This window comes from Sphingobium sp., assembly GCF_041987595.1.
Classification (GTDB): domain Bacteria; phylum Pseudomonadota; class Alphaproteobacteria; order Sphingomonadales; family Sphingomonadaceae; genus Sphingobium.
This window is the reverse complement of sequence record NZ_JBHIWJ010000031.1, coordinates 15,331-32,756: the sequence shown is the minus strand read 5'-3', so window position 1 is coordinate 32,756 and position 17,426 is coordinate 15,331. Positions and strand designations below refer to the sequence as shown.

The following is a 17,426-nucleotide window of genomic DNA, read 5'->3' as shown; positions in this document are numbered from 1 at the left end:
AGCCGCCCCTCCCCGCCAGCCCCTTATGTCGATCAATCCTTGTTCGTCCGGGCACGCAGCATACCGGGCGAAACGAAGCCGATCGGGTCGATCTGCATCACGCTTTGCTTGAGCGTCGCCTGTATCTTCTCATATTCGCTCTCCATCTCGGGCGTAACGGAGGCGCGGGTATCCTCCAGCGCCGCTTCGAAATGGGCCTGACTGACCTTCTCGACCGAGAGCGACTGGCGCAGCGCGATCAGGCCTGCGCGGCGCACCAGATCTTCCAGATCGGCGCCGGTGAAGCGCTCGGTCCGTTCGGCGAGCATATCCAGATCGACATCGTCCGCCAGCGGCATCTTTTCGGTGTGGATGGACAGGATGTGCCTGCGCCCGCCCCGATCGGGCACGGGCACATAGATCAGTTCGTCGAAGCGCCCCGGCCGCAGCAGCGCCGGGTCGATCAGCGTCGGGCGATTGGTGGCGCCGATGACGACCACCGATTGCAGCTCTTCCAGCCCGTCCATTTCGGCCAGAATGGTGTTCACCACCCGCTCCGTCACCTGCGGTTCGCCCAGCCCTCCGCCGCGGGCGGGGACGAGGCTGTCCAGTTCGTCGATGAAGATGACCGTCGGCGCCACCTGCCTCGCGCGGGCGAAGAGGCGGGCGATCTGCTGTTCGCTCTCCCCATACCATTTGCTCAGCAGATCGGAGGATTTGGTGGCGATGAAATTGGCCTGCGCCTCGCGCGCCACCGCCTTGGCCAACAGCGTCTTGCCGGTACCGGGCGGGCCGTACAGCAGGAAGCCCTTCGCCGGGCGGATGCCGATGCGGCGAAAGGCATCGGGGTCCTTGAGCGGCAATTCCACCCCTTCCTTCAGACGCATCTGCGCATCGTCCAGACCGCCAATGTCGGCCCAGCCGATATTGGGCGCCTGCACCATCACCTCGCGCATGGCCGACGGCTGGACGCGTTTGATCGCGGCCATGAAATCCTCCCGCGTGACGGAGAGTTCCTCCAGCACGTCGGGGGGAATCGTCCCTTCCTCCAGGTTCAGGCGCGGCATGAAGCGGCGCACCGCCTCGATCGCCGCTTCGCGTGTCAGCGCCGCCAGATCGGCGCCGACAAAACCGTAGGTCATGCGTGACAGCTCGGCGAGATCGACCTTGTCGCCCAGCGGCATGCCGCGGGTGTGGATGCCCAATATCTCGCGCCGTCCCCGCTCGTCGGGAACGCCGACGATGATTTCGCGGTCGAAACGACCGGGGCGGCGCAGCGCCTCGTCAATCGCCTCGGGCCGGTTGGTGGCGGCGATGACGACCAGATTGGTGCGCGGCTCCAGCCCGTCCATCAGCGTCAGCAACTGCGCGACGAGCCGCTTTTCGGTCTCGCCGGTTACCTGGCCCCGCTTGGGCGCGATGGAGTCGATCTCGTCGATGAACAGGATCGACGGGGCGGATTTCGCCGCCGCGTCGAAAATTTCGCGCAGCTGCTTTTCCGACTCGCCATAGGCCGAACCCATGATTTCAGGGCCGTTGATCAGGAAGAATTCGGCGTCCGATTCATTGGCGACGGCGCGGGCGAGGCGCGTCTTGCCGGTGCCCGGCGGGCCGTGCAGCAGAACGCCCTTGGGAGGATCGACCCCCAGCCGCTCGAACAGTTCGGGATAGCGCAGCGGCAACTCCACCATCTCGCGCAGCTGGTCGATCGCCTCGGCCATGCCGCCGACATCGTCATAAGTGACGTCGGCGCGGCGCGATTCGCGCGGCTCCTCATATTCGGCGCGCAGTTCCACTTCGGTCTCGTCGTCAATCAGGACAAAGCCCTTGGGCACGGTCGAGACCACGACGAGGCGGATTTCCTGAAGCGCATAGGCCGGGGCCGCCAGCATCTGGCGAAGCTGGGGCGGCATGTCGCTGGGGGGCACCTGCTGCTGCCCGGCCGTGGCGACGATGTCGCCCGACGTCAGCGGCCGCGCGAAGAATACCCGCTTGAGCGCTTCGGGATTGCCCTGAAGCCGCAAATTATTTTGTGCAGGCGCGAAGACGACGCGTTGCGCAGGCCGCGGATCAACCTTCTGGATCGCCACGAAGTCACCCGATCCGACCCCTGCATTGGCGCGCTGAAGCCCGTCGAGGCGCAGCACGTCCAGCCCCTCATCTTCCTTGTAGGGCCGCACCACCCGCGCCGGGGTGGGCCGCTTGCCCATGATTTCGATGACATCGCCTTCAGCCAGATGAAGTTCAGCCATCACGGCCAAGGGCAGCCGCGCAAGGCCGCGCCCGGCGTCTTCGGGCCGGGCATTGGCCACCTGTATCCTTCGTCCTGCGGTTTCTTCTTCGGCCACTGGGCTTCCCCGTTCTTGTCGCTGCGCAACGAGATAGGTAACGCCATTGCCAAGGGAAAGGGGGCGCAGCCCACCCCGGACCGAATAAAAAAAGGGGCCAGCCCGAAGGCCAGCCCTGAAAGTTTATAGGAGAGGATGCCTGAAAGGCCTATTCCATGTGCACTGCGGGAGGTATTTTCGCAAGTGCGAAAAGAATCGAGGAGTTGCATTTTTTGCATCTTGCCAAACGCCGCTTTTTCCTGCTGAGTAGTCGAGGATGCTTGAGAGCCGTGCCGCGCGCCGTTTGAAAAGAAGCAATGATGCGTCGCAGCGGATCGGCCGGATGAAATTGACTGTTTATGCGTAGACTGCCGCCTCTTACGGCCCTTGAGGCCTTTGTGCAGGTCGCCCGCCTTGGTTCGGTCAAGGCGGCGGCGGAGGAACTTGCCCTGTCCACCCCCGCACTCAGCCGCCGGGTGCAGGCGCTGGAGCGGTTCATCGGCCGCCCCCTGTTCGATCGCAAGCATCAGGCGCTGGAGATCAACGCAGATGGCCAGCGCCTGCTGGACGACATCGCGCCCGCGCTCGATTCGCTGAGCCAGGCGCTGGAGAATATTCAGAGCGGCGGCAACCAGCTGCGCCTGCGGCTGGCGGTGCTGCCGCTGTTCGCGACGCAGCGGATCTTTCCCCATCTGGGGGCGCTGCGCCAACGGCACCCGCAACTTCATATCGATATCGAAACAACGCCCTATGCCGTGGCGCGTCTGGGCGAAGGACTGGACGCGGCGATCGTGCTGGCCAAGGACATCGATCCGGCGCTCTATGCCCATGAGCTGGATCATGACGAGGTCTATCTGATCGGGCGCAAGGCTTTGCTGGAGCCGCCGCACGCACTGACCGCGCCGCAGGAGCTGGCCAATCATACGGTGCTGCTGCATCGCGACATGGCGCTGGCGTTCGACGCGTGGAAGGAAGCGGTCGGCCTGCCCGACCTGCAGCCGCTGGCGATCGACAATTATGATTCCGGTCAGTTGATGCTTGAGGCCGCCGCCCAGGGGCTGGGCATCGCGGTGATGCATGCCAGCCATTATAATGAAGCGCAGGATTCGCGTCTGGTCCGGCTGTTCCCGGAAACGCGGGTGGAAAGCCCCTATCGCTATTATTTCGTCTGCCGCCCGCGCGCGCTTCAGACCCGCGCCGTGCGGATTTTCCGCGACTGGCTCATCAGCGCCAACATATAATTTGCCTGAATCAAGGATTTGACGCTTTTCCCTCGATATGGCCTTAACCTTATTGGCCTGCATCCGTTCTGGAAGGCATGACTGGGGCATCATCATCATCCGCGGCAAGTCCGCAACATGGGCTGACCGACCGCCTGGCGCGCTGGGCGCGCGGCTTTTCCGGCAGGAGCGAGGAAGAAGAAGCGGAGGCCGAACCCCAGCGGGCGCGTGCGGGCAGTTCCGCCAACCGGGAAATCACCCGCCGCCGCAAGCTTTATGAAGATATCGGCGATTTCCTGTTCGCCCATGATCTGGACCTGACGCCGCTCAATTTCAGCGTCGCGCTCGATTATCTGACCGGGGCGCATATCGGAATGGAAAAGGCGATCAAGGCGGTGCTGGCGGAGCGCGGCAAGATCACCAATGGCTGGATCGAAACCACCGCCGCCGAACAGCGCGGCGATGAGGTCACGCCCGAGGCGCTCGCCTCCATGCTCGACAAGGTCGAGGAAAATCTGTCGCAGTTCACCGGCCTGATGACCGAATCACGCAATTCCGCGAAGGATTATGGCGCGGCGCTCCAGGAAGAGGTGAAGGGCCTGTCGGCGGGTTCCGACACCCAGCCGATCCTGGGACGGCTGGTGGCGCTCACCCGATCGATGGTGGAAAAGACGCGGCAGGTCGAAAGCCAGCTGCGCGACAATCAGAAGCAGACGCAGCTGCTGAAATCCAATCTGGAAAGCGCGCGCCGCGCCGCCGAGCATGACCATCTGACCGGCCTGCCCAATCGCCGCGCTTTCGAAAGCGTGCTGCGCGACGAGGTCAAGCTGGCGCAGGCGCAGAACGAGTCGCTGGCGGTGGCATTTTGCGACATCGACCATTTCAAGGTCATCAACGACACGCACGGCCATGATACCGGCGACCGGGTGCTGAAGTTCGTGGCGGGGTTGCTGGCCAAGATCAGCAACGACCAGTGCCACGTCGCCCGCCATGGCGGCGAGGAGTTCGTCATGCTGTTCCGGGGCAAGACGGCGGCCGAAGCCTGCGAGGCGGTTGACGGGGTGCGGCAGGATCTTTCGACCCGCAGCCTGGTCAACCGCGCCAATGGCGAACGGATGGAGCGGGTCAGCTTTTCCGCGGGCGTCGCCAACATGATGGCCTATGACGACCCGCGGGCGGCGCTCAAGGCCGCCGACCGGGCGCTGTATCTGGCCAAGGAACATGGCCGCAACCGGGTTTATCTGGCGGCCGAGACCGATTGAGAGGGCTGGCGGGACTGTGCGCCTAAAGGCTCATGCCCAGACCGATTCTCAAAAATCAGGCTTCTCATAATGGGGGGGCGGGGTGATGACCTCCATCCGCTCCGACAGCAGCGGCCGGAAGGACGGGCGCGACTTGAAGCCCGCATACCAGCGCTTCACCGTTTCATGGCCCGCCCAGTCGATGCCGCCCAGATAATCGGCGACAGACAGATGCGCGGCGGCGGCGATATCGGCAAGGCTCATCGTGCCGCCCGCCATCCAACTGCGGTGGTCGAGCAGATAATCCATATAATCCATATGGACATTGGCCCGCTTCATCGCCTCGCGAAGGACGCGAGCGTCCGGCGGCGCGCGTTCGATCAGACGCTTCTTCATCCGCTCGTGCAGCAGCGGGCCGACGACGTCGCCGTAGAAATTCTGGTCGAAGAAGGCGGTCAGTCGCCGCACTTCGGCGCGGCCCGCCGCCGTGCCTGAGATCAGCGGGAATTTTTCGACCGTTTCCTCGAAATATTCGCAGATCGCCTGGCTGTCGATCAGGGTTATGCCCTTTTCCTCGTCCACCATCACCGGAGTCGTGCCCGCCGGGTTCAGATCGAGAAACTCGTCGCGCGCCTCCCATGGCGATTCGCGGGTCAGATCATAGCCCACGCCCTTCTCGCCCAGCAGCAGACGGACCTTTCGGGAAAAAGGGCAGAGCGGAAATTGGAAAAGTTGCCACATATGCTGTCCTGTTAGGCCGGGCGGGGTCGTGCGAAAAGCGGCAAATGGCATCATCCCGCTCAAATCCCCGCAGATAAGGTGGAAACTGCGGGAGATGCGGAACGATCCGGGCTTCCGGTCATCGCAATCACGCACTAGAAGCGGCCCGAAGCGAGAATTTCGCGTTGGAAAGGATGCTGCATGTCTGACGATTTCTTCCCGGTTCCTGCTGAGTGGGCGGCCTCGGCGCTGCTCGACCGGGATGGGCGCGCCGCTGATTATGCGCGCTCGATCGAGGATGCGGACGCCTATTGGCTGGAGCGGGCCAAGCGGCTCGACTGGGTGAACTTCCCCACGAAGACCAATGAAAGCAGCTTTGCCGAGGCCGATTTCGGCGTGAAATGGTTTGCCGACGGCGCGCTCAACGTCAGCGCCAACTGCATCGACCGGCATCTGGCCACCCGCGGCGATCAGACCGCGATCATCTGGGAACCGGATTCGCCGGAGGAAGAGCCGCGCCGCTACACCTACCGTCAGGTGCATGAGCAGGTCTGCCGTTTCGCCAACGTGCTGAAGGAAGCGGGCGCCAAGAAGGGCGACCGCATCACCGTCTATCTGCCGATGATTCCGGAAGCGGCCTTTGCCCTGCTGGCCTGCGCGCGGATCGGGGCCATCCACTCGGTCGTGTTCGGCGGCTTTTCGCCCGAGGCGCTCGCCGGGCGCATCATCGACTGCGACTCGACGCTGGTAATCACCGCCGACGAGGGGCGCCGCGCCGGCAAGAAGGTGCCTCTGAAGGCCAATGTCGACGCCGCGCTGAAGGAATGCACCAGCGTCCGCAAGGTGATCGTGGTTCAGGCGACCGGCGGTGCCGTCGACATGGCGGAGGGCCGCGACCTGTGGCTGCACGAGGAGGCGGCGAAGGCGTCCGCCGACTGCCCGGCGGAACCGATGAATGCGGAAGACCCGCTGTTCATCCTCTACACCAGCGGCTCGACCGGCAAGCCCAAGGGCGTGCTGCACACGACCGGCGGCTATCTGCTGTGGGCCAGCCTGACCCATGAACTCTGCTTCGACTATCGCCCCGGCGACATCTATTGGTGCGCGGCCGACATCGGCTGGGTCACCGGGCATAGCTATATCGTCTATGGTCCGCTGGCGAACGGCGCGACCACGCTGATGTATGAGGGCGTGCCCAACTATCCGACGCCGTCGCGCATCTGGGAAGTGGTGGACCGGCATCAGGTGCAGACCATCTTTACCGCGCCGACGGCACTGCGCGCTCTCATGAAGGAGGGCGACGAATTCGTCCACGCGACCAGCCGCAAGTCGCTGCGCCTGCTGGGCACGGTGGGCGAACCGATCAACCCGGAAGCGTGGCGCTGGTATCATCATGTCGTGGGCGAGGACCGCTGCCCGATCGTCGATACCTGGTGGCAGACCGAGACCGGCGCGGCGATGATCGCCCCGATGCCGGGCGCGACGGACCTCAAGCCCGGTTCCGCGACTTTGCCGATGCCCGGCGTGGTGCCGCAGATCGTCGATGGCGAAGGCCAGGTGCTGGACGGCGCGACCGAGGGCAATCTGGTCATCGCGCAAAGCTGGCCGGGGCAGATGCGCACCGTCTGGGGCGATCATGAGCGTTTCTTCCAGACCTATTTCACCACCTTCCCCGGCAAATATACGACCGGCGACGGCGCGCGGCGCGATGCGGACGGCTATTACTGGATCACCGGGCGCGTCGACGACGTCATCAACGTGTCGGGCCATCGCATGGGCACGGCCGAGGTCGAAAGCGCGCTGGTGCTGCATGAGGCCGTGGCGGAAGCAGCGGTCGTCGGCTTCCCGCATGACATCAAGGGGCAGGGCATTTACGCCTATGTGACGCTCAACAGCGGCGAGGAACCGGCCGAGGCGCTGCGCAAGGCGCTCATCCAATGGGTGCGCAGCGAGATCGGCCCCATCGCGACGCCTGACGTCATCCAGTTCGCCCCGGGCCTGCCCAAGACCCGGTCGGGCAAGATCATGCGCCGCATCCTGCGCAAGATCGCGGAGGGCGAGGTTTCCGCTCAGGCGCTGGGGGACACAAGTACACTTGCAGACCCATCGGTGGTGGATAATCTGGTCGCCAATCGTCAGGCGTAGGAACCCGACAGGAGTTTGTGTGATGGATCGCTATCATCCCGTTGCCCGCGTTCTGCACTGGATCATAGCGACCCTCATTCTGTTCAACCTGTTCCTGGGCTTTGCGCATGACGCGCTGCCGCGGGACTGGAAGGTGATGCCGGTTCACAAGTCGATCGGCCTCACCGTGCTGGCACTGACCGTCGCGCGGCTGTTGTGGCGCCTGGCGCATAAGGCTCCTGCCCTGCCCGCCGAAATGCCGGCCTGGGAAAAGGGCGCGGCGCATGTCACCCATGTCCTGTTCTACGCCTTCATGGCGATCATGCCGTTGACCGGCTGGATCATGTCCTCGGCGGGCGATCGGCCGCTGAACTGGTTCTTCCTGTTCGACATGCCGAAATTCGCCGTGTCGAAAGGCGATGCGATCGTCGGGATTTCAGGCGAGACGCATGAGATTGGCGGCTTCGTCTGGGCCGCGCTGATCCTCGTGCATGTGCTGGCGGCGCTGCGCCATCATTTCATCCTGAAGGACGACGTGCTGCGGCGGATGATCTGACCGATTTCCGGAGCGGGCGATTTCCTGCCATCCGCCAATAGCTGTCACTCCAGCGAAAGCTGGGGTCTCAGGCAATTGTCATGCATGCTCTCCTGAGATTCCAGCTTTCGCTGGAATGACGGGGACTGGCCGAAATCAGCCTGGAACCTAAACCATTTCACCGCTGAGCAGGCGCGGCAAAGCGCCGGATTGCCCCCGCGCTTCGGCCATGAAGCGGTTCTTGAGCAGCGACGTCCTTTGCACCGCCGCCAGCCCGGCGCGACGCACGAGCGAGGGAATCCGCCCCGGCACGTCGAACAGCCGCACCAGCCCGTCCATCGCCACGCTGGTCATCATCGCGTCCAGCCCGCGCCAGCGCTGATAGCGGGCGAGCAGTTGCGCATCGCCCGGATCGAGACCAAGGCGCATGCCTTCGACCAGCACCTCGACCAGCGCCGCGACGTCGCGGAAGCCGAGATTGAGACCCTGCCCGGCAATGGGATGGATGGCGTGCGCGCTGTCGCCCACCAGCGCGAGCCGGGTATCGGTGATGCGCGCGGCATGGTGGAAGCCCAGCGGATAGCTGGAGCGCGGCCCGGCCAGCGCAATCTCGCCCAGGAAGCCGCCCATGCGCTTCTGCGCCTCCGCCAGCCAGGCGCGCTCGGACAATTTGAGCATGGCGGGGGCCTGCTCCGTCGGCACGGTCCAGACGATGGCCGATCGCGTGCCGGGCAGCATGGGCAGCAGCGCGAAAGGACCGCCGGGGTAGAAAATCTCATAGGCCGTGTTGGCGTGCGGCACCTCATGGTCGATGGCGGTGACCATCGCGACATGTCTGTAGTTCCACCGGGTCGTGCGGATGCCCGCACTCTCGCGGGTCGGACTGTTGCGGCCTTCGGCGGCGACCAGCAGCGCGCCGTGGATGGTTTGCCCGTTCGCCAGCGTCAGCGTCACGCCATCGGCATCGGCATCGCGGTCGACATGGGTGGCGCGGTCAGGCTGGAAACGGGTGAGATTTTCGGCCTGTTCCGCCGTCCGGGAAAGAGCCACGCGCAGGTCGCGATTGGGGAACATGATCCCCATGACGCCGTCATCCGCGTCCGGCGCAAAGTCGAGCGCGCCCGGCTCCAGTCCGTCGCTGACCCAGATGCAATCGATCGGGCACCCCTTGCCCTCCAGATGCGCGGCGACGCCGATGGCCGAGAGCATGGCGTAGCTGGTCGAGCTGATGGCCGATACCCGGCCGTCGAAACCGGCGGCGGTGGTTTCCACGGGGTTGGCCGGATCGATCACGGCGCATCGCACGCCATGGCCGGAAAGGGCGATGCCAAGGGTCAGGCCGACAAGGCCACCGCCCAATATGACGACGTCGAAGCGTTGCATGATGGCCGTTCTAGGCGTTCGAGAGCGGTTTGAAAAGCATCGCCCCCGCATTCAACGGGAATGCGGGGGCGACAAAATGTCTCAGGTAAGAGACGCGCTTAAAGCTTGCGTACCCAGTTTGCCGGGTCGGCCACCGTGCCGCGCTGGATACCGGTCAACTCGGCGCGCAGGCTTTCGGTGACAATGCCGCCATCGCCATTGCCGATGGTGAAATCGCCGCCGGCGCTCTTCACCGTGCCAATCGCCGTCACCACCGCCGCCGTGCCGCAGGCAAAGGCTTCGCGCAGCTTGCCGCTGGCGGCATCAGCACGCCACTGGGCAAAGCTGTAAAGCTCCTCGCGCACCTCATGCCCCTTGGCGCGGGCGAGCGAGATGATGCTGTTGCGGGTGATGCCGGGCAGGATGGTGCCGGAAAGCGGCGGGGTGACGATCGATCCGTCGTCCATGACGAAGAAGACGTTCATGCCGCCCAATTCCTCGACCCACTTGTTCTCGGCGGCGTCGAGGAAGACGACCTGATCGCAACCATGTTTGATCGCTTCCTTCTGCGCGACCAGCGACGCCGCATAGTTGCCGCCGCACTTGGCCGCGCCGGTGCCGCCCCGCGCGGCGCGGGTGAAATGTTCCGACACCCAGAGCGTAACCGCCTTCTTGCCGCCCTTGAAATAGGCGCCCGCGGGTGACGCGATGACGCAGAAAATATATTCGTTCGATGGACGCACGCCCAGGAAGGTTTCGCTCGCGAACATGAAGGGGCGCAGATAGAGACTGCCCTCGCCGCCGGGAATCCAGTCGGCGTCCATGTTCACCAGCGCCTCGCAGGCCTCCAGAAAGACATCTTCGGGCAGAACGGGCATAGCCATGCGCTCGGCCGATTCGGCAAAGCGGCGGGCATTTTCTTCCGGCCGGAACATGGCGATGCTGCCATCCTCCAGACGATAGGCCTTCATGCCTTCGAAAATTTCCTGCGCATAATGAAGCACGGCGCAGGCCGGATCGAGCTGGAACGGTTCGCGCGGGCCGATGGCGTGGCTGTGCCAGCCTTGCCCCTCCGTATAGCGAATGGTCACCATATGATCGGTGAAGAGCTTACCGAATCCGGGGTCCGCCAGCAATACGGCGCGCTGGTCAGCCGATACGGCCTTGCCGCTGCGGGTGACGGTGAAGCGCGATGACTGCTGGACGTCCATGACGTGAAGCTCCTTTGGGTTGGACGGGGCCGCCCCTATGTCACAGATGCCGGCGCGAAACAATGGGTCATGATTACTGACCAATTTGCGGAGCGGTAGGGCCGGTCGGCCAAGGGTGGCATCTTGGCGCTGGCGGACGGCGCGGCTATTCCCTGTCCCATGCATTTTTTCTCCGACAATGCGACGCCGGTTTGTCCCGAAGTGATGGCCGCCATGGCCAGCGCTGACCGGCCGGACCATGGCTATGACGGCGACCAGTGGAGCGCCCGGCTGAACGGCGCCTTTTCCGATCTGTTCGGAACGGAAACGCAGGCATTATGGATCGCCACGGGCACGGCGGCCAACAGCATCGCGCTCGCCTGCCTCTGCCCGCCTTATGGTGGCGTAATCTGCCATGAAGAGGCGCATATCGTCGTCGATGAATGTGGCGCGCCCGGCTTCTACACCCATGGCGCGAGCCTGATGGCGCTGCCCGGGGAGGGCGCGAAGCTGGCGCCGGAAGCGGTGCGGGAACGGTTGGAGGCGATCCGCCCGGATGTGCATCAGGTCCCTGCGCGGGCGATCAGCATCACGCAGGCCAGCGAATATGGGTTGGCCTACACCCCCGGCGAGGTGGCGGCGCTGGGAGCGGTAGCGCGAGACCATGGGCTGGGATTTCATATGGACGGCGCGCGCTTTGCCAATGCCGTGGCATATCTGGGCTGCCATCCCGGCGACGTGACCTGGCGGGCCGGGGTCGATATTCTCTCCTTCGGCTGCGTTAAGAATGGCGGGATGATCGGCGAAGCGCTGGTCTTTTTCGGCGATCAGGCAAGGGCCCGGGCGGCCGAAGCGGCGCGCTGGCGCAAGCGGGGCGGGCATCTCTTTTCCAAGGGGCGTTATCTGGCCGCGCAGATTCTGGCGATGGTGGAGGACGGGCTGTGGTTGCGCAATGCGCGAGCGGCCAACGCAGCGGCGCAGGCTCTGGCAGCGGCGGCCGAAGCGTGCCTGCTGCATCCGGTGGAGGCCAATGAGCTGTTTATCCGGCTGACGGGCGGAGAAGCGGCGGCGCTGCGTGGACAGGGTTTCGACTTTTACGATTGGGGCGAGGGCGCGGCGCGGCTGGTCACCAACTGGTCGCAGGATGCCGCCAGCGTCCAGCCTCTGGCCGAGGCGCTTCGGGCTTTGCGCGCATGACGGAAAGCAAGGGGGGCGTCGTCATCCCTTTCATCCTTGTGACGCTGATCTGGAGCTCGACCTGGATCGTCATTCGCGACCAGCTGGCCGCCGTGCCGCCAAGCTGGTCGGTCTGTTACCGATTCCTGCTGGGCGGCATCGGCATGGGGCTGTTCGCGCTGGCGCGGCGCGTGCCGCTGCGTCTGCCGCCGGAAGGACTGGTCTTTGCCGCCCTGCTGGGGCTGGCGCAGTTCGTTCTCAATTTCAACTTCGTCTATCGCGCCGAACATTATCTGACGTCCGGCGTGGTGGCGACGGTCTATGCGATGCTGCTGATCCCCAACAGCCTTCTGGCCTGGATCGCCTTTCGCCAGCCGGTAAGCCGGGGGTTCGCCGTCGGGTCGATGATCGCCATAAGCGGCATCGCCCTCCTGCTGCTGAAGGAATATCGCGCCGCGCCGGTGTCGCCGCAGGCTGTTCTGCTGGGTGTGGCGCTGAGCGTCGCGGGGCTGCTGAGCGCTTCGGCCGCCAATGTGATGCAGGGGATGGAGATTGCGCGCCGCCTGCCGATGGCCTCCGTGCTGACATGGGCCATGCTGATCGGGAGCGCCATCGACGCCGTTTATGCCTGCGTGACCGTGGGACCGCCCGTAGTGGAATGGCGGGCGGGCTATCTGCTGGGCATCGCCTGGCTCGGCATCGCCGGATCGGTCGTGACCTTCCCGCTCTATTTCGGGCTGATCCAGCGCATGGGAGCGGGGCGCGCAGCCTATAGCAGCGTGCTCATCCCGGTAATCGCCATGCTGATCTCGACGCTGGTGGAGAGCTATCGCTGGACGACGCTGGCAAGTCTGGGCGCGCTGCTGGCCGTCATGGGGATGGTCGTCGCGCTGCGGACCAAATCGGCTTAACGGCGAACGCCCGGCCGATAGAGCCGCTTGGCCGCGTTAACCCTGTCGATGAGGCTGGAGAGCGGTACCGGCGCGGAAACGACCCGTTCGGGCATGGACAGGGTATTGATGCGCTGGCCCAGAGCGGTGAAGGCGTGGTCGAAGCGGTCCATCTCTTGCATCCCGGAAAAGCTGACAGGGCCGTCATGAGCCAGGGATGGTTAAGAAGGCGTTAGCGATACTCCCCCCTGCGGCGAGCCCGATCTTTGCTCACTGCATTCTGCGAGCCGTCGGCCTTTGGCCGACTTCAGGTTGCTTCATGGCAGGCGCGCAGGCCTTCGCGATAGGTGGGATAGAGCGGCGACCAGCCCAGCAGGCGCTTGGCGCGGCCATTCGCGACCCGGCGGTTTTCGGCATAGAAGGACCGCGCCATTGCGGAGAGTTGCGCTTCCTCCAGAGTCAGCAACGGCGGGACGGGCTGGCCGAGAAGGAGGCAGGCTTCCTCCACCAACCGGTTTTGCGCACAGGGCAGATCGTCCGAGAGATTGAAGATGCCGGGCGGGCCTTGACGGAGTGAGGCGATGACGCCCGCGACAATGTCGTCAACATGGGCGCGGCTGAACACCTGATCGGGCAGATCGATCCGGTGCGCCCGCCCTTCCCGCACCCGATCAAGCGCCGAGCGGCCGGGACCGTAGATGCCCGGCAGGCGGAAACGGCGCATGTCGGGACGCAGCGCGCCCCAGTCCGCATCGGCCTGTGTCCGCGCGGCGCGGCGGCCGAAACCGATCGGGCTGCCTTCATCGACCCATGCGCCGGCCGCATCGCCATAGACGCCGGTGGAGGAGAAATAGCCGGTCCAGATCGCGGGCGCGGCTTCCAGAGCGGCGCCGTAGCGCGTCAGGACGGGATCGGCGTCACCCAGAGGCGGAACGGAGGAGAGGATGTGCGTGGCCTGCGCGACGGCGGCGCGCACGGTGCCTTCGTCATCGAAGGCAAGTGCTTCGGCATCGGCTGCGCGACGTACACCGGTGATGTGCCAGCCTTCGGCGCGCAGGCGGGAGGCGAGCCGCGAGGCGGTATAGCCCATGCCCAAAATCAGCATATGGGGCATGGGCGCCTGTTCCTCAGACCGTGAAGCTCTCGCCGCAGCCGCAGCTGCCCTTGGCATTGGGATTGTTGAAGACGAAGCCGGCGGTGAAGTCGTCCTCCACCCAATCCATCGTCGATCCGACCAGATAGAGCACCGACGCGCCGTCGATGTAAAAAGTGCCGCCGGGCGTCTCGATCTTCTCGTCGAACTTGGCTTCCTCAGCCACATAGTCGACCGAATAGGCAAGGCCCGAACAGCCGCGCCGCGGGGTCGAAAGCTTGACGCCGATCGTGCCTTCGGGGGCGTTTGCCATCAGATCCGCGATGCGCTGTTCTGCGGCGGGCGTCAGCATGACGGCGGCGGGGCGGGCGCGAATTTTGGTTTCGCCATTGTGAGGAGGGGTCATCAGAGCATTCCCAGTTCGAGCTTGGCCTCGTCCGACATTTTCTGCGGGTCCCATGGCGGGTCCCAGACAAGGTTCACCTGCGCATCGCCGACGCCCGGCACCGCACCGACGCGCAGTTCGACTTCCCCAGGCATGGATTCTGCCACCGGGCAATGCGGGGTAGTCAGCGTCATGGTCACGACGACATGGCCGTCTTCGGTCACGTCGACGCCGTAGATCAGGCCGAGATCATAGATATTGACCGGAATCTCCGGATCATAAATTTCTTTCAGCGCATCGATCACGCCATCATAAATGCTGCCGCCCGGCTCACCCGCCGGGGCATCGAGCGGCTTCTGCGCAAGGAAACCGTCGAGATAGTCCCGCTGGCGCGGCTCCTCTTCGACGCGCGCCTTTGGAGGCGTATCCACCGCCTCGACCTCTTCCACCAATATCTTCCGCTCTTCGCTCATCCGAAGATCTTCCTTACCCGTTCTATGCCTTTGACCAGCGCATCCACATCGCTTTCATCGCTGTAGATACCGAAGCTGGCCCGGGCGGTCGCCTCGACGCCAAGATGGCGCATCAGCGGCTGCGCGCAGTGATGTCCGGCGCGGATCGCCACGCCAGTTTCATCCAATATGGTGCCGACGTCATGCGGATGCACCCCCTCCACCTCGAAGGAGAGGATGCCCGCCGAATCCTCCGGGCCGAAGACGCGCACGCTGTTGAGGCTCTCCAGCGCCGTCCGCGCCTTGGCCATCAGCGCGCATTCATGGGCGTGGATCGCGTCCAGGCCGATGGCCTGCACATAGTCGATCGCTGCCGACAGACCGACGACGCCGGTGATATGCGGCGTCCCCGCCTCGAACCGGGTAGGCGCGGGGGCATAGGTGGTCTTTTCGAACGTCACCTTGTCGATCATCGAGCCGCCCCCCTGATAGGGCGGCATGGCGTCGAGCAGTTCCTTGCGGCCCCAGAGCGCGCCGATGCCGGTCGGACCGTAGAGTTTGTGCGCGGAAAAGACGTAGAAATCGCAGTCCAGCGCCTGCACATCGACGGCGAGACGCGGTACGGCCTGGCAGCCGTCGACCAATATCCTTGCGCCGACATTATGGGCGATATCCGCGGCGCGGCGGACGTCGAGGACACTGCCCAACACGTTCGACACATGAGCCAGCGCGACCATCCTGTGCGCAGGGGTAATCATGGCCTGCATGGCATCGAGGTCGATCCTGCCATCCGCCGTCAGGGGCACGACGTCGATCTGCGCGCCGACCTTCTCCGCGACGATCTGCCACGGCACGATATTGCTGTGATGCTCAAGGCAGGACAGCAGGATGCGGTCGCCGGCCTTCAACTGCGTGCCTGCCCAGCTTTGGGCTACGAGGTTGATACCCTCGGTCGCACCGCGGACATAGACGATCTCGCTGTCGGACGCCGCACCGATGAAGTTCGCAACCTTGCGGCGGGCCGCTTCATAGGCGAGCGTCATATTGGCCGAGCGCTCATAGACACCGCGATGGACGGTCGCATAGTCCGGGCCATAGGCGCGGGCGATGGCGTCGATGACGGCGTTGGGCTTCTGGGCGGTGGCGGCACTGTCGAGATAGTGCCAGTTGCCCCCCTCACCATTCAAAAGGCCGGGGAAATCATCCCGCAAACGCAAAGTCTGGGCCAGATCGCTCATACCAGCGACTCCAGCTTGGCGAGCGCGGCGGCTTCGAGACTGTCCTTGACCGCTTCGTCGGCGACGTCATCGAACACGCCCGCGACAAAGGCTTTCAGCAGCAGCGTCTTGGCCGTTGCGGGGTCCATGCCGCGGCTGGCCATGTAGAACAGCGCCTGCCTGTCCAGCTCTCCTACGGTCGCGCCATGGGCGCATTTCACGTCGTCGGCGTAGATTTCCAGTTCCGGCTTGGCATTGGCCGTGGCGGTGCGGTCGAGCAGCATCGCCTTCACCGACTGGAAGGCGTCGGTACGCTGCGCATCGCGGGCGACGTTGATCGAGCCCAGATAGCTGCCGGTGGCGCGCTGGCCCAGGATCGACCGGATCGTCTGGCCGCTGGTCGCATCCGGCTGCGCATGGGTGACGGCGGTGATGATCTCCAGCGTCTGGTCACCTCCGCCGATGATCGCGCCGTTCAGTTCGAAATGCGCGCCCCTCCCCAGCGTGACGGTAAAGGTCACGCGACCGAATTTCCCGCCAATGTTGAGTAGGTGAAAGTCGCAACGCGCGCCGTCCGCGACGCTGATCGCATAATCATGCACCGCCGCCGTGCCATCGGCCGCATCCTGCAACAGATGATGGCGCGCATTTTCCCCGGCGGCGACGTCGATGCAGGTCGGTGCAGGCGTCGGCCAGACGCTCGCCAGCGCGTCGAGATCGCTGTAGCGCCATTCTTCAGCCTTGCGCGTGGGAAGGGTGAGCGTGGTCACGCCGCGACCACCTCCGCATAACCTTCACGCTCCAGTTCGAGCGCCAGTTCGGGACCACCCGACTTCACGATCCGTCCTGCCGCAAGAACATGGACGAAGTCGGGCTTCACATAGTCCAGCAGGCGCTGATAGTGGGTGATCAGCAGCACCGCCTTGTCGGGCTTGCGCATGATGGCGTTGATGCCCGACCCCACGATCTTGAGCGCGTCGATGTCGAGGCCCGAATCGGTTTCGTCCAATATCGCCAGCCTGGGGTCGAGAATGCCCATCTGCACCATTTCGGCGCGCTTCTTCTCTCCGCCCGAAAAGCCGACATTCACCGGCCGCTTCAGCATCTCCATGTCGAGACCGAGCAGGCCCGCCTTTTCCTTGGCGAGCTTGATGAACTCGCCGCCCGAAAGCGGCTCTTCCCCGCGCGCCTTGCGCTGCGAGTTGAGGCTCTCGCGCAGGAACTGGAGGTTGGAGACGCCGGGGATCTCGACGGGATACTGGAAGCCCAGGAACAGGCCCGCCGCAGCGCGCTCGTGCGGCTCCAGGCTGAACAAGTTCACACCGTCAAAGGAGGCGCTGCCGCCGGTCACTTCATAGTTCGGACGGCCGCCCAGCGTATAGGCCAGCGTCGATTTGCCCGCACCGTTTGGCCCCATGATCGCGTGGATTTCGCCCGCATTGATCTGGAGCGAAAGCCCTTTCAGGATCGCCTTGCCGTCGATTTCGTTGGTCAGATTCTCGATGGTCAGCATCA

Annotated in this window: 17 protein-coding genes; 6 read left to right on the top strand and 11 right to left on the bottom strand. The window is 64.5% G+C overall.

What is annotated here, in order from left to right; genetic code table 11:
* Window positions 1–32: 32 nt before the first annotated feature.
* Complete coding sequence (locus ACFC3J_RS10230; RefSeq protein WP_375196078.1) at window positions 33–2,291, bottom strand: CDC48 family AAA ATPase; 2,259 nt, start codon at window positions 2,289–2,291, stop codon at window positions 33–35.
* Window positions 2,292–2,665: 374 nt separating this feature from the next.
* Here ACFC3J_RS10230 and ACFC3J_RS10225 point away from each other — a divergent pair, with 374 nt between their 5' ends.
* On the top strand, window positions 2,666–3,547 hold the full coding sequence (locus ACFC3J_RS10225; protein WP_375196063.1) for a LysR substrate-binding domain-containing protein: 882 nt from the start codon (window positions 2,666–2,668) through the stop codon (window positions 3,545–3,547).
* 77 nt (window positions 3,548–3,624) lie between these two features.
* A complete protein-coding gene (locus ACFC3J_RS10220) occupies window positions 3,625–4,788 on the top strand; it encodes a diguanylate cyclase (RefSeq protein WP_375196062.1) in 1,164 nt (387 codons plus the stop codon).
* 48 nt (window positions 4,789–4,836) lie between these two features.
* Here the strand turns inward: ACFC3J_RS10220 and ACFC3J_RS10215 are convergent, their stop codons facing one another.
* Entirely contained in the window at window positions 4,837–5,508 is a 672-nt protein-coding gene (locus ACFC3J_RS10215) for a glutathione S-transferase family protein (protein WP_375196061.1), read from the bottom strand.
* A gap of 180 nt (window positions 5,509–5,688) precedes the next feature.
* On the opposite strand from ACFC3J_RS10215, the gene acs reads away from it, so the two are divergent.
* Window positions 5,689–7,632, top strand: a complete 1,944-nt coding sequence (gene acs / locus ACFC3J_RS10210) for an acetate--CoA ligase (RefSeq protein WP_375196060.1) — start codon at window positions 5,689–5,691, stop codon at window positions 7,630–7,632.
* 22 nt (window positions 7,633–7,654) lie between these two features.
* Window positions 7,655–8,167, top strand: coding sequence for a cytochrome b (locus ACFC3J_RS10205; RefSeq protein ID WP_375196059.1), 513 nt, complete (start codon window positions 7,655–7,657; stop codon window positions 8,165–8,167).
* A gap of 147 nt (window positions 8,168–8,314) precedes the next feature.
* Here the strand turns inward: ACFC3J_RS10205 and ACFC3J_RS10200 are convergent, their stop codons facing one another.
* Entirely contained in the window at window positions 8,315–9,529 is a 1,215-nt protein-coding gene (locus ACFC3J_RS10200) for an FAD-dependent monooxygenase (protein ID WP_375196058.1), read from the bottom strand.
* 98 nt (window positions 9,530–9,627) lie between these two features.
* Window positions 9,628–10,719: a branched-chain amino acid aminotransferase gene (locus ACFC3J_RS10195; RefSeq protein ID WP_375196057.1), complete on the bottom strand. Its 1,092-nt coding sequence runs from the start codon at window positions 10,717–10,719 to the stop codon at window positions 9,628–9,630.
* Between the two features lie 159 nt (window positions 10,720–10,878).
* Here ACFC3J_RS10195 and ACFC3J_RS10190 point away from each other — a divergent pair, with 159 nt between their 5' ends.
* Together ACFC3J_RS10190 and ACFC3J_RS10185 are read left to right on the top strand one after the other, a co-directional pair.
* The gene (locus tag ACFC3J_RS10190) at window positions 10,879–11,895 is read left to right on the top strand and encodes a threonine aldolase family protein (RefSeq protein WP_375196056.1); all 1,017 of its coding nucleotides are present in this window, start codon (window positions 10,879–10,881) and stop codon (window positions 11,893–11,895) included.
* The gene (locus ACFC3J_RS10185) at window positions 11,892–12,785 is read left to right on the top strand and encodes a DMT family transporter (RefSeq protein ID WP_375196055.1); all 894 of its coding nucleotides are present in this window, start codon (window positions 11,892–11,894) and stop codon (window positions 12,783–12,785) included. Before ACFC3J_RS10190 ends, ACFC3J_RS10185 begins: the two co-directional genes overlap by 4 nt.
* Here ACFC3J_RS10185 and ACFC3J_RS10180 read toward each other — a convergent pair.
* From ACFC3J_RS10180 to sufC, 7 genes are all read right to left on the bottom strand, one after another.
* Window positions 12,782–12,937: a hypothetical protein gene (locus ACFC3J_RS10180; RefSeq protein WP_375196054.1), complete on the bottom strand. Its 156-nt coding sequence runs from the start codon at window positions 12,935–12,937 to the stop codon at window positions 12,782–12,784. The two genes, ACFC3J_RS10185 and ACFC3J_RS10180, sit on opposite strands and share 4 nt — an antisense overlap.
* Window positions 12,938–13,071: 134 nt before the next feature.
* On the bottom strand, window positions 13,072–13,878 hold the full coding sequence (locus ACFC3J_RS10175) for an SDR family NAD(P)-dependent oxidoreductase (protein ID WP_375196053.1): 807 nt from the start codon (window positions 13,876–13,878) through the stop codon (window positions 13,072–13,074).
* Window positions 13,879–13,891: 13 nt separating this feature from the next.
* Window positions 13,892–14,263 (bottom strand): HesB/IscA family protein, encoded by a 372-nt coding sequence (locus tag ACFC3J_RS10170; protein ID WP_375196052.1) that lies wholly within the window; start codon window positions 14,261–14,263, stop codon window positions 13,892–13,894.
* Window positions 14,263–14,715, bottom strand: a complete 453-nt coding sequence (locus tag ACFC3J_RS10165; protein ID WP_375196051.1) for an SUF system Fe-S cluster assembly protein — start codon at window positions 14,713–14,715, stop codon at window positions 14,263–14,265. Before ACFC3J_RS10165 ends, ACFC3J_RS10170 begins: the two co-directional genes overlap by 1 nt.
* Window positions 14,712–15,932 carry an aminotransferase class V-fold PLP-dependent enzyme gene (locus ACFC3J_RS10160; RefSeq protein WP_375196050.1) on the bottom strand — a complete coding sequence of 407 codons (1,221 nt, stop codon included), beginning with the start codon at window positions 15,930–15,932 and terminating at the stop codon, window positions 14,712–14,714. Before ACFC3J_RS10160 ends, ACFC3J_RS10165 begins: the two co-directional genes overlap by 4 nt.
* Window positions 15,929–16,681: a SufD family Fe-S cluster assembly protein gene (locus tag ACFC3J_RS10155; RefSeq protein ID WP_375196049.1), complete on the bottom strand. Its 753-nt coding sequence runs from the start codon at window positions 16,679–16,681 to the stop codon at window positions 15,929–15,931. The genes ACFC3J_RS10160 and ACFC3J_RS10155 overlap by 4 nt, the downstream gene beginning before the upstream one ends.
* Window positions 16,678–17,424 (bottom strand): Fe-S cluster assembly ATPase SufC, encoded by a 747-nt coding sequence (gene sufC / locus ACFC3J_RS10150; RefSeq protein WP_375196077.1) that lies wholly within the window; start codon window positions 17,422–17,424, stop codon window positions 16,678–16,680. Before sufC ends, ACFC3J_RS10155 begins: the two co-directional genes overlap by 4 nt.
* Window positions 17,425–17,426 lie beyond the last annotated feature (2 nt).